The organism is Butyrivibrio hungatei DSM 14810 (genome assembly GCF_900143205.1).
Lineage (GTDB): Bacteria > Bacillota > Clostridia > Lachnospirales > Lachnospiraceae > Butyrivibrio > Butyrivibrio hungatei.
The window spans coordinates 16,683-28,678 of sequence record NZ_FRDH01000007.1 but is presented as its reverse complement, the minus strand read 5'-3'; the positions used below and the strand labels follow the sequence as shown (position 1 = coordinate 28,678).

The window sequence follows — 11,996 nt, the reverse complement described above, 5'->3', positions numbered from 1 at the left end:
ATACCTAATGGAAAAAAGCGTACTTCTTATTGGTAAAGAAAAAAGCTTTATGGTAGGTGCTATAGTAAAGGGACTAGAAAAGGAGAACTATTCTGTAGTATGTGCTAGTCCACTGCCACAGTATGTTCAACAGATAGAAAATAAACCCAGGATCTATCTGCTTTATTTGGGCGATCTGACAAAAGATTATGTAGATCTTTTTAAATATCTTAATGAAGCTATAGACTCAGAACGTTTTATGCTATATCTTATAGGTAATAATGAAGAGCTCGAATTAGCTCAGACCTATATTGCCAAAGAAAAGGTTCAGGAGACCCACCTTCGTCCTTTAGATGTGCAGCTTCTTGCAGCACAGCTTGATTCTGTTGTGGAATTTAGCGAAGTCGATGAAAATCTTAGAAAAAAGATTTTGATTGTTGATGATGATGGTGCTATGCTCAGAATGATGAGAACATGGTTGTCAGTTAAATACCATGTTTATATGGCTAGTTCCGGTAAGATCGCATTATCCTTTTTAGCACAAAATCCTGTTGATCTGGTGCTTCTTGATTATGAGATGCCAGTCATGAACGGACCTGAAGTGCTCAAGGAGATCCGCGAGAGCGAAAAACTTAAACACCTGCCGGTTATCTTTCTTACAGCCAAGGATGATAAGGAAAGTGTTATGAAGGTTGTCAGACTCAAGCCTGAAAAATACCTTCTTAAGTCCATGCCAAAGGAAAAACTGACCGCGGCAATAGATGATTTCTTCAGAGGTAGAGCGGGCAAAGTAACATAAGGAAGGATACGTTTTAATGATCTCTAAGTTAGTAGACAAGATAGTTAATACAGGCGCACCTATTGTGGTGGGTTTGGACCCAAAGCTGGATTTTATTCCAGAGGCAGTTAAGACCAAGTGTTTCCAGGAAAAAGGAGAGAATTTAGAGGGAGCTGCAGAGGCTTTTTGGCAGTTCAACAAAGAGATTATCGATAATATTTATGACCTGGTGCCAGCAGTTAAGCCACAGATCGCAATGTACGAAGAACTTGGCATTCCAGGACTTATTACCTTCAAAAAGACTGTTGATTACTGTAAAGAGAAAGGTCTTTTAGTAATTGGAGATATCAAAAGAGGAGATATTGGCTCCACTTCAGAGGCGTATGCTGTTGGTCATCTTGGTAGTACCAAGATTGGTGACAAGGTTTACAGAGGATTTGACGAAGATTTTGCTACAGTTAATCCATACCTTGGTTCTGACGGTGTAAAGCCTTTTATTTCTGTCTGCAACAAGGAAGACAGAGGTATTTTTGTACTGGTTAAGACATCAAATCCATCAAGTGGTGAATTTCAGGATAGAATAATAGATGGTCGTCCACTTTATGAGCACGTTGGTGAACAGGTTGAAAAGTGGGGGCTTGAGTCTATGGACGGCTCATACAGTAACGTAGGAGCCGTTGTCGGGGCAACATATCCGGAGATGGGTAAAGTCCTTCGTGGCATTATGCCACATGCGTACATCCTGGTACCTGGCTATGGCGCTCAGGGTGGAAAGGGCAAAGACCTGGTACACTTCTTCAATAAAGATGGACTTGGCGCTATCGTTAATTCTTCAAGAGGCATCATCGCAGCCTGGAAGAGTGAGAATTATAAAGAGTTTAATGACGGTAGAGTCGGTGAAGCAGCCAGATGTGCTGTTCTTGATATGAAAAAAGATATAGCAGATGCGCTTGCATCTAAGTAATGGGAGGGAGATAAAAATGGAAAGATACAAGGAAGAATTTATTGAATTTATGGTGGACAGCAATGTCCTTAAGTTTGGAGAGTTCACTCTTAAGAGTGGACGTAAGTCACCATTTTTCATGAACGCTGGAGCTTATGTAACAGGCTCTCAGCTCAAGAAACTTGGCAACTACTATGCAAGAGCTATCCACGATACATTTGGCCTTGAGTTTGATGTTCTCTTTGGACCAGCCTACAAGGGAATTCCTCTTGCAGTAGCAACGTCAATGGCTATTAGCGAGCTCTATGGCCGTGAGATCAGATATTGCTCCAACAGAAAAGAGATCAAGGATCATGGCGATAAGGGTATTCTTTTAGGATCAAAGCTTAGAGATGGCGACAGAGTTCTTATCATCGAGGATGTTACAACATCAGGTAAGTCTATCGAAGAGACTGTGCCTATCATTCAGGAACAGGCAGATTGCGATATCGAAGGACTTATGGTATCACTTAACAGACAGGAAAAGGGTCAGGACAGTGATATGAGCGCTCTTGACGAGATCAAAGAAAGATATGGCTTTAGTGCTCATGCTATTGTTACAATGGATGATGTAGTAAGCTATCTTTATAACAGACCAATTGATGGTGAAGTTCTTTTGAACAAGGACATCAAGAAGGCTATTGACGAGTACTATGCTGAGTACGGTGCCAAGAACTGATATTAGGATAAGTAGGAGGTTTACGAATGGACGAACATACATACAAAGTATTAGGTAGCACAGGCGCAGTTAATATCGCATTTGGTGTTATTTCAATAGTAGCAGGTATTGCTGCTGGAGTTCTTCTTATTATCAGCGGAGCAAAGCTCCTTGGAAGCAGGAAAAAGATTATTATATAATGAGCAAATTTAGATCTATTAAGTTGAAAATTAAAAAGCTTGAGCCAGTACGTGACAGATATATGTTCACTGATAACAGGCACCCTGAAAAGGGTATCATGTCTACTGTATTGGGGATATTGTCTGTATCTGCACTGGCTCTGTCTGTTTTCTTTTCTTACCAGAATGGGGGACAGGCTAATATGAGATACGCCGCAGCGGCTTTTGTTGCGGCGATATTTTCGTGTATAGGATTAGTTTTAGGAATAATGGCAAGAACAGAGAAGGATATCTTCAAACTTTTCCCAAATCTTGGGATCATCCTTAACCTGATTGCCTTTCTTTTTGTGATCTTTATTATTTTATTAGGAATAGGTGTTTTATGAATAATGAATTGATGTTTGAATTTGAAACAGGCGGAGAGATACTCGATGAGAGATACGCTCTTGCCATAGAAAGAATAGCTGAGATAGCAAAAGAAGATCTTTCAAATGAAGTCTTTAGAGATTACTTTAACTTCGTGGCAAGATTTCTTTTAATGATAGATGATACCCTTGTGTGGGCAGCAAATGGAGGCAAGGAGAAAGACTCTCTATCAGACCTTCAAAAGAGAAATAAAGAGCTTTACAGTGATATTCTTCCAGAGAATTATCATAAGAGCTACGGTAATCCTAGCTTTGCAAAAGAAAAACTCGGTCAGGAATTTGGCCAGATTCTATCAACTCTCTATTTTGAAGAGAGATCCCTTATACCATGTGCATTCGAACAAGATAAGTTCAACATGGTGATCCGAATGGAACTTTTCCTTGAGATATACGGAGCATTTAGTGGCGCTCTTTCAGAAAATAAACTTCCAACCTATGAAGAAATCAAACAGATAATGTATTGGTTCTACAGTGACTATGCCGAAGATGAGCGTGTTATCCGCTTTGGACAGTTAGTTGATCCGGAAAAGAGCTACTACAGAGACATTATCATGAACAGTGATCTTTCAGACCTTAGATATCTCTACAGATTTGGAGAGTATATAACAGATAATGAGCTAAAGGCAGCAGAACATCTTAATTCTCTTTCTGAAGAAGAGATCGATAAGCTGGCAACAACCTTCACAGAGGGCTATCGCATTGGCTTTGAGATGACCGGTAAGGATATTTCCAAGAAAAAGACAGCTTCTATTCTTTATCAGCTTGGCTTTGAGAGGATTGTTCAAAAGGCAGTTAAGAACTTTGAAAGCATTGGACTTAAGTCCACGATATATGGCGCAATGATGTCTGTTTTTTACATGGGCGGAAGTGCAAGAAGAGGTGGATGCTACGGTGCTGTACCAAACAAGCAGTTTGACTATGATCACAAGGATGATGACGGACTTTTCCTTGATCCACAGCTTGTGAACAGACGACTTGAGGCAGTAAGGGCAGCAGGTGAAAAGTTTAAAGAAAAAGCTTATGTATATGGAGGACCTGCAGTTATCGAGGTTTTCGGCGAGAAGCCTTTTTCTCCAGAACCTAATAAGAATGCGGTTCATCTGGACAAGAATCAGCAAAAGCTCCTTAGTGAGTACAAGATCCAGTCAAGTATTATCGTAAATGATTACATCATCGGAAAGGAGAGAAGCTTTACTATAATAGCATTCCCTGTTCCTGAGATAGGTGATAATTTCAAGGAAATCTTTGACAGAGTAGTTGAGATCAATACCCTTGATTACAAGCTTTATCAGACTATTCAGCAGAAACTTATTGATGCACTTGATGAAGCTGAATATGTAGAAGTGACCGGTATGGGCGACAATCATACCAATATGAAGGTTGTGCTTCATGAACTCAAAGATCCAGCTCATGAAACAAACTTTGAAAATTGCGTGGCAGACGTTAACATCCCTGTTGGTGAAGTGTTCACATCACCTGTTTTAAAAGGAACAGAAGGTGTTCTCCATGTTACAGGTGTTTATCTTGAAGGACTGTTCTTCAAGAACCTTGAGATCACATTCAAAGATGGCTGCATCACAGATTACAAGTGTTCAAACTTTGATTCAGAAGAGGAGAATCGCAAGTACATAAACGATAACATCCTCTTTAACCACAAGACACTTCCTATTGGTGAATTTGCCATAGGAACTAATACAACTGCATATCAGGTTGCAAGGGATTATGGAATTGCTGATAAGCTTCCAATCCTTATTGCGGAAAAGACCGGACCACATTTTGCAGTGGGCGATACATGTTATTCATATGAAGAGGATAATGTGACTTACAATCCAGATGGAAAGAGCATTATTGCCAGAGAAAACGAGATCTCTGCAAAGCGTAAAGAAGATCCTGACAAGGCATATTTTAGCTGCCATACAGATATAACTATTCCTTATGATGAACTTGGACAGATCAAGGCTGTAAGGAAGGATGGTTCCAGCATCGTGATCATAGAAAACGGCAGGTTTGTACTGCCTGGAACCGAGGAGCTAAATAAGCCCATGAAGGGATAAAAAAGTGGCACAATATGTTGTGCTGTGCTATTATACAATGGACTAGAAGTTGTAATTGCAAAATGGAGGAATGAAATGGCTAAAGTTGGAATTGTAATGGGTAGTGACTCAGACATGCCCGTAATGTCGAAGGCAGCAGATATTCTGGAAGAACTTGGAATATCTTACGAGATGCGCATCATCTCAGCCCACAGAGAACCGGATGAGTTCTTTGAATATGCAAACACTGCAGAAGAAAAGGGCTTTAAGGTTATCATAGCAGGAGCAGGAATGGCAGCACATTTACCAGGCATGTGCGCAGCGATCTTCCCAATGCCTGTTATCGGAATACCCATGCATACAACTTCACTGGGAGGCCGTGATTCTTTATATAGTATTGTTCAGATGCCTACAGGTATCCCTGTAGCTACAGTAGCGATCAATGGTGGTGCCAACGCAGGAATACTGGCAGCCAAGATCCTTGCAACAAGTGACCCGGAGCTTCTTAAAAAGCTCAAAGACTATAAAGCATCTCTCAAAGACAGCGTTGTCAAAAAAGATGAGAAGCTTCAGGAAGTTGGATACAAGAACTACTAATTCGTAAACATTACAGGGTATTACTCTGGATAGTGAAAATATAAGAAATGAGGAGTTTATTATGGCACTGGATTACAAGAAGGCTGGCGTTGACATCGAGGCTGGTTACAAGTCTGTAGAACTTATGAAGGCTTATGTTAAGGAGACAATGAGACCTGAGGTTTTAGGTGGTCTTGGAGGATTCTCCGGAGCTTTTTCTCTTAGTAAGATCAAAGAAATGGAAGATCCTGTTCTTTTGTCTGGAACAGATGGTGTAGGAACCAAGATCAAACTTGCATTCCTTATGGACAAGCATGACACAATTGGTATAGATGCAGTTGCTATGTGCGTTAATGACGTTGCATGTGCTGGTGGCGATATGCTCTTTTTCCTGGATTACATCGCATGTGGCAAGAACATTCCTGAGAAGATCGCAGCAATCGTCAAGGGTGTAGCTGAAGGCTGCAAACAGTCTGGTGCAGCTCTCATCGGTGGTGAGACAGCAGAGCATCCTGATCTTATGCCGGAAGATGAGTACGATGTAGCTGGTTTTGCAGTTGGTGTCGTTGATCGCAAGAACATGATCGATGGAAGCACGATCAAGGCTGGTGATACACTTATTGGTGTTGCATCAAGCGGTGTTCACAGCAATGGTTTTTCACTTGTAAGAAAAGTATTTGATATGACAGCTGAGAATCTTAACACTTATGTTGATGAACTTGGTGCTACTCTTGGCGAGACTTTATTAACTCCTACCAGAATATATTGTGGTATGATGAAATCCCTTAGAGACGCAGGCGTAACAGTTAAGGGCTGCAGCCACATTACAGGAGGAGGCTTCTATGAGAATATTCCTAGAATGCTTCCTGAGGGAATCACAGCAGTAGTCAAGAAAGACAGCTATGACATCCCACCTATCTTTAAGCTCATGCAAAAGAAAGGCCAGATCGAGGAACAGATGATGTACAACACATTCAACATGGGACTTGGTATGGTTCTTGCTGTTGACCCTTCACAGGTTGATGCAGCTCTTAAGGCAATCGAGGCAACTGGAGACAAAGCTTTTATTGTAGGTGAGACAAAGTCTGGTGAAAAGAAAGTTGAGCTTATCTGATGAAAATTGCAGTTATGGTGTCTGGAGGCGGAACGAACCTCCAGGCAATTATTGATGGAATTGCAGGTGGACAGATCACCAATACTGAGATCTGCCTGGTATATAGTAACAATCCTAACGCTTATGCTATAGAGAGAGCCAAGAAGGCAGGCATTCCTTATGCCGTTAAGAGTCCCAAAGAATTTGAAAAAAGAGAAGATTTTAACGAAGCTCTTTTGAAGATCCTTACTGACGCTGCGCCTGATCTCATCGTGCTCGCCGGATGCCTTGTAGTGATTCCGGAAGCAGTTGTTAAGGCTTTCCCTAACAGGATAATTAATATTCACCCATCTTTGATACCATCATTTTGCGGAACTGGATTCTATGGACTTAAGGTTCATGAGAAGGTTCTTGAAAGGGGAGCAAGGGTATCAGGAGCTACAGTTCATTTTGTTGATGAAGGAACAGATACAGGTCCTATCATACTTCAGAAGGCTGTCTATGTGAGACAGGATGATACTCCGGAAGTATTACAGCGCCGTATCATGGAGGAAGCCGAGTGGAAGATCATGCCAAAAGCTATTGACCTTATTGCCAATGGTAAGGTAGAGGTTGTTGACCACAAGGTAGTTATAAAAGATTACGAATCACTTGGATTATTCTGATATTAGAGGAGAAAAGTTTGATGAAGGTTTTGATCGTTGGAGGAGGCGGCCGTGAGCACGCCATAGCAGAAGCTGTATCAAGAAGCTCTCAGGTTGATAAAATCTATTGTGCACCAGGAAATGGTGGAATCGCAGAACTTTGTGAGTGTGTTCCTATAACACCTATGGAGTTCGATAAGCTAGTGGCATTTGCCAAGGAAAAGGAAATAGATCTTACGATTATTGGAATGGATGATCCTCTTGTTGGAGGTATCGTTGATGCTTTTGAAAAAGAGGGACTTAGAGTATTTGGACCTCGTAAGAACGCAGCAATTCTTGAAGGAAGTAAGGCTTTTTCAAAGGACCTTATGAAGAAATATGGAATTCCAACAGCTGCCTATGAAACTTTTGATAATGCTGATGACGCACTTTCTTATCTTGAAACAGCCAAGTTTCCTATCGTTTTAAAGGCCGATGGACTTGCACTTGGTAAGGGCGTTTTGATCTGCCAGGATCTTGATGAGGCCAGGGCAGGAGTAAAAGAGATCATGCAGGACAAGAAATTCGGAGATGCCGGCAATCACATGGTAATCGAAGAATTCATGACTGGCCGTGAGGTTTCAGTATTGTCCTTTGTTGATGGTAAGACTTATAAGCTTATGTCATCTGCTCAGGATCACAAGAGAGCAGGAGATGGAGACACAGGTCTTAACACAGGTGGAATGGGTAATTTCTCACCTAGTCCATTCTATACAGAAGAGGTAGACAAGTTCTGCCGTGAACATATTTATGGAAAGACTGTAGAGGCTATGGCGGCTGAAGGCAGAGAGTTTAAGGGCGTTATCTTTTTTGGACTCATGCTTACACCAGAGGGACCAAAGGTACTTGAGTACAATGCCAGATTTGGTGATCCAGAAGCTCAGGTGGTGCTTCCTAGACTCAAAACTGATATAATTGATGTGATGAATGCCTGCATCGACGGAAAGCTTGCAGAGACAGACTTGGAATTTGAGGATAAGGCAGCAGTTTGTGTTGTTCTTGCCAGTGAGGGGTATCCTGTTAGCTACGAAAAGGGCAAGCTTATTTCCGGTTTAGATAAATTTAAAGGCAAAGATGGATACTATTGTTTCCATGCAGGAACTAAAAAGACCTCTGAGGGAATAGTTACAAACGGTGGTAGAGTATTAGGAATTACTGCCAAGGGAGATACTCTTGAGGAGGCCAGAGCTAAAGCCTACGAAGCAACAGAGTGGGTTAGCTTTGACAATAAGTACATGCGTCATGATATTGGAAAGGCTATCGATGATGCGAAGGAGGTAAAATGAGAAAAACACTGGGAGTTAGAATTGGGGCTATACTTCTTTCCTTGATGGTTAGTATGACAGTTTTTGTAGGAGCAGGCTTTACATCATATGCCTATACAGAGACTACAGGTACAGTCAATACTGACAATGTAAAGGTTAGAGAATCAGCCAGCACAACAGCTACACAGGTTTCTAGTTTAAAGAACGGAGACAAGGTTGACATTGTTGACGAGACAACAGATGCTTCAGGCTATGTGTGGTACAAGATCCGTGTTAATAAGAGTGAATATGGTTATGTTAGAAGCGATCTTTTAACTAAGTCAGGTTCTTCTAGCAGTTCAAGTTCTACAGGAACTAATTCTAGTAGCACAACTACAACAACATCATCAACAGATTCTAATGCTTCAACAGCAACTCTTCCTGAGACTTCTGTAACAGCAGTTGATCAGAAGAACGCAACAGCAGTTGATAACTGCAATGTTCGTTCAGGAGCTGGCAAGGCTTATGATTCAGTTGGTAAGCTTACAAAGGGTGATTCAGTAACAATTACTGGTGAAGCTACAGGAACAGACAGCAAGAAGTGGTATCAGATCACTATGAGCAATGGCAAGACAGGTTTTGTCAGAAGTGATCTTGTTAATATCTCTGAGACAGCAGTTGAAGTACAGACAGAAGAAGCTCCTGCAGAGGGAGAAAATGCTGAAGTTGCAGAAGGTGAAGGCGAAGGCGAAGGAGAAGAAGCTCCTGAAGCTACAGAGCCTGCAGAAGAGACTCAGCAGGAAACAGTTCAGCAGCAGGGGGATGGCAAGTATGCACTTGCTTATGAGAACGATACTTGGTATCTCTATGACTACGAAAAAGAACAGAGAGTACAGGTTCAGCAGCTTGTACAGGTTGCAGAGCAGGTTCCTTCACTTAACAAGAAGGCAAACAACTACAAGACCGTTATCATTATTCTTGCAATCGTAATAGCTATTTTACTTGCAGGACTTGTGATCCTTGCTCTTAAACTTAGAGATTCGCTTTATTATGAAGATGATGACGATGAAGAAGAGTTTGATCGTTATTCAGATAACAGAAGAAGATCAAGGGATTCTGAAGAAGAGGAAGATCGTCCTAGAAGAAGGGTTCGTCCAGAAGAGGATGAGGAAGCGTCAGAGCGCAGACCATCCAGAAGACCTTCAGAGGATAGACCTGAGCGACCATCCAGAAGACCTTCAGAGGATGACAGACCATCCAGAAGAGCAGTTGCTGATGATGAGAGAACAGTAAGACCTTCAAGACCATCCAGAAGACCTGCTGAGGAAGAAGAGCCAGAGGCTCGTCCATCAAGGAGAAGTCCAGAAGATAGACCTTCAAGACCTTCTAGAAGACCAGTAGAAGATGCTTATGCAGATGAGCGTCCATCCAGAAGACCATCAAGATCAGAAGAGCCAGAAGAAGCTCCACGCCGTCGTGCCAAGAATTTCATCGGTGATGATGATGATTTTGAGTTCGAGTTCCTTGATCTTGACGATGACAAGTAATTTGATAATTAGATAGTTTGATAGTATTTAGAGCCCACCAGAGTATTCTGGTGGGCTTTGTAGCATAATGAAAGAAAAAGAATGTCCTAAGTTAGTTGGGAGGGTGACATATTGAACAAAGTTAGTTTTTATGGGGATATGATCTATGCAGATGGCTGGTTTGCATATATTGAAAAAAATGGGAAGAATTCACCTCTTACAAGAGAAGATGCAAGAAAAGTAGAGCTTGAATATAGATCATATAATGCCAGCATGGATATAGATCGCGGAGGAATGCCTCCACAAATTGCTTATGAAGCCCGTGGTCTTATCTGGAATGATGCCAAAAATGCTCTGGAGGTCAGAGGTTCATATTGGGTTGATGGATTGGCTTCAGCGGCGCAGGATGCGGTGATCAGAGATGAACTGGTAATTCCTGAAAGTGTTGGTGGATACAAGATGAATCATATCTATAGGGATTCATTTCAGAGCCTGTCTATAGAAAAACTCGTTATTCCAGAGTCAGTTACAGCAGTAGCATCTGGTGCATTTAGTGAGTGCTATTATCTAAAGGACGTCCAGTTTGGGAGTCATCTTGATATAGCTAGTAACGCTTTCTATAATTGTCCATTTATATCCTTTGAAAGCGGAATCTGCTATATCGGTAATACTCTGTTTAAGGCTACAGATAGCGTTAATAAGAACCTTGTTATTCCAAGTAATGTGACTTCCATAAGTGATCGTGCTTTTGAGAATAATAAAACTATTGAATCAGTTAGGATTTCTGAAGATTGCAAGCATATAGGAATTAAAGCTTTTTGTGGTTGCTTACTGCTAAAAGAGGTTACTTTTGCCGGAACAGTTGATGAAATTGGCGAAAGTGCATTTGAAAATTGTCCTCAGCTTGAAAAGGTGGAACTACATGAGGGATTAAAGGTGGTTCCAAGATGTCTTTTCAAGGATTGTAAAAAGCTGGCGGAGGCTACTATACCAGCATCTGTAATAAAGGTAGGCCTAAGGGCATTCCTTGGAACAGAGATAGAAAAGAGATTTGTTGATTCTGAAGATGATTGTTTGTATGTCTCTGACTGGCTTATAGATATTAAAGACAATTGCAGGCCTGAACTTGTAGTAAGAGAGGGGACAGTGGGAATTGCAGAGAGTTCCTGCTATCACAGTAATAGGCAAAGAAACTTTAGAAAGGTTATCTTGCCACAGTCAGTTAAGTACCTAAATGCCTGGGCTCTGACACATTCAAAGCTTGAAAAACTTTCCCTTGGCGCTGTAGAGGATATAGATCTTGATGCCATACGTGGTAACAAGTGCAGTGAGGTACACATTCCTGAAACCTGCAAGAGACTAACCTATTGGAATTTTATGGATTGTCCAAATATTAAGGACATCTATTTCCATGGAGCTAATACCTTTATCGAATGGCCTGCCATCACAGATAGAAGGGATAAGGCTTCTATCAGAGTGCATGGATATTTGGGTTCTACGGCGGAAGCTTATTGTAAGGAATATGGAGAAAAGTACAATCTTATATTTAAAGTGATTGAGTGAGGAATATAGAGAAAACTGGTAGTTGTTCAAGCTATCAGCTGTTGTCCTTGCTCTGCGGCAACTACTTTATCGGTCGAAAAGTCTTGTAAACCCTGCGCAAATGCGCACCGCTAAGCGGCTACAGGGTTGACAAGACTTTTCTTTCTGATAAAGGGTAGTTAAGCAGAGCAAGGATGATTGAGCGTCTACGCCGCCACGGGGGATGGGGCGAAGAAAACAGAGGAAGTTAGCCGAAGTCTTGGAAGTATTGAGGATTAGGCTAAAGAAAAAGTGGGTG

At 41.5% G+C, this 11,996-nt stretch carries 12 protein-coding genes; all 12 read left to right on the top strand.

Features of this window, described 5'->3' with window-relative positions; translation table 11 throughout:
• Positions 1-7: 7 nt before the first annotated feature.
• The 12 genes from BUA02_RS09190 to BUA02_RS09140 all read left to right on the top strand — a co-directional run bounded on the left by BUA02_RS09190 (position 8) and on the right by BUA02_RS09140 (position 11,719).
• Positions 8-778 carry a response regulator gene (locus tag BUA02_RS09190; protein WP_072703191.1) on the top strand — a complete coding sequence of 257 codons (771 nt, stop codon included), beginning with the start codon at positions 8-10 and terminating at the stop codon, positions 776-778.
• Positions 779-794: 16 nt separating this feature from the next.
• Positions 795-1,721, top strand: coding sequence for an orotidine-5'-phosphate decarboxylase (gene pyrF, locus BUA02_RS09185; RefSeq protein WP_072703188.1), 927 nt, complete (start codon positions 795-797; stop codon positions 1,719-1,721).
• A gap of 16 nt (positions 1,722-1,737) precedes the next feature.
• Positions 1,738-2,418 (top strand): orotate phosphoribosyltransferase, encoded by a 681-nt coding sequence (gene pyrE, locus BUA02_RS09180; RefSeq protein ID WP_072703185.1) that lies wholly within the window; start codon positions 1,738-1,740, stop codon positions 2,416-2,418.
• A gap of 26 nt (positions 2,419-2,444) precedes the next feature.
• Positions 2,445-2,597: a hypothetical protein gene (locus tag BUA02_RS15870; protein ID WP_176764343.1), complete on the top strand. Its 153-nt coding sequence runs from the start codon at positions 2,445-2,447 to the stop codon at positions 2,595-2,597.
• Positions 2,597-2,962, top strand: coding sequence for a DUF6142 family protein (locus BUA02_RS09175; RefSeq protein WP_072703182.1), 366 nt, complete (start codon positions 2,597-2,599; stop codon positions 2,960-2,962). Before BUA02_RS15870 ends, BUA02_RS09175 begins: the two co-directional genes overlap by 1 nt.
• Positions 2,959-5,055 (top strand): aminopeptidase, encoded by a 2,097-nt coding sequence (locus BUA02_RS09170; protein ID WP_072703179.1) that lies wholly within the window; start codon positions 2,959-2,961, stop codon positions 5,053-5,055. Before BUA02_RS09175 ends, BUA02_RS09170 begins: the two co-directional genes overlap by 4 nt.
• A 75-nt stretch (positions 5,056-5,130) precedes the next feature.
• Positions 5,131-5,631 carry a 5-(carboxyamino)imidazole ribonucleotide mutase gene (purE, locus tag BUA02_RS09165; RefSeq protein ID WP_071175513.1) on the top strand — a complete coding sequence of 167 codons (501 nt, stop codon included), beginning with the start codon at positions 5,131-5,133 and terminating at the stop codon, positions 5,629-5,631.
• A gap of 67 nt (positions 5,632-5,698) precedes the next feature.
• Positions 5,699-6,724, top strand: coding sequence for a phosphoribosylformylglycinamidine cyclo-ligase (purM, locus tag BUA02_RS09160; protein ID WP_072703571.1), 1,026 nt, complete (start codon positions 5,699-5,701; stop codon positions 6,722-6,724).
• Entirely contained in the window at positions 6,721-7,368 is a 648-nt protein-coding gene (gene purN, locus BUA02_RS09155) for a phosphoribosylglycinamide formyltransferase (protein WP_072703176.1), read from the top strand. The genes purM and purN overlap by 4 nt, the downstream gene beginning before the upstream one ends.
• A 20-nt stretch (positions 7,369-7,388) precedes the next feature.
• On the top strand, positions 7,389-8,672 hold the full coding sequence (gene purD / locus BUA02_RS09150; RefSeq protein ID WP_072703173.1) for a phosphoribosylamine--glycine ligase: 1,284 nt from the start codon (positions 7,389-7,391) through the stop codon (positions 8,670-8,672).
• Entirely contained in the window at positions 8,669-10,177 is a 1,509-nt protein-coding gene (locus tag BUA02_RS09145; RefSeq protein ID WP_072703170.1) for an SH3 domain-containing protein, read from the top strand. Before purD ends, BUA02_RS09145 begins: the two co-directional genes overlap by 4 nt.
• 111 nt (positions 10,178-10,288) lie before the next feature.
• Positions 10,289-11,719, top strand: coding sequence for a leucine-rich repeat domain-containing protein (locus BUA02_RS09140; protein ID WP_072703168.1), 1,431 nt, complete (start codon positions 10,289-10,291; stop codon positions 11,717-11,719).
• Positions 11,720-11,996 lie beyond the last annotated feature (277 nt).

Excerpts from the sequence above, each read along its gene's own strand:
- BUA02_RS09190 (WP_072703191.1), top strand. The coding sequence starts at position 8 with ATGGAAAAAAGCGTACTTCTTATTGGTAAAGAAAAAAGCTTTATGGTA.
- pyrF (WP_072703188.1), top strand. The coding sequence starts at position 795 with ATGATCTCTAAGTTAGTAGACAAGATAGTTAATACAGGCGCACCTATT.
- pyrE (WP_072703185.1), top strand. The coding sequence starts at position 1,738 with ATGGAAAGATACAAGGAAGAATTTATTGAATTTATGGTGGACAGCAAT.
- BUA02_RS15870 (WP_176764343.1), top strand. The coding sequence starts at position 2,445 with ATGGACGAACATACATACAAAGTATTAGGTAGCACAGGCGCAGTTAAT.
- BUA02_RS09175 (WP_072703182.1), top strand. The coding sequence starts at position 2,597 with ATGAGCAAATTTAGATCTATTAAGTTGAAAATTAAAAAGCTTGAGCCA.
- BUA02_RS09170 (WP_072703179.1), top strand. The coding sequence starts at position 2,959 with ATGAATAATGAATTGATGTTTGAATTTGAAACAGGCGGAGAGATACTC.
- purE (WP_071175513.1), top strand. The coding sequence starts at position 5,131 with ATGGCTAAAGTTGGAATTGTAATGGGTAGTGACTCAGACATGCCCGTA.
- purD (WP_072703173.1), top strand. The coding sequence starts at position 7,389 with ATGAAGGTTTTGATCGTTGGAGGAGGCGGCCGTGAGCACGCCATAGCA.
- BUA02_RS09145 (WP_072703170.1), top strand. The coding sequence starts at position 8,669 with ATGAGAAAAACACTGGGAGTTAGAATTGGGGCTATACTTCTTTCCTTG.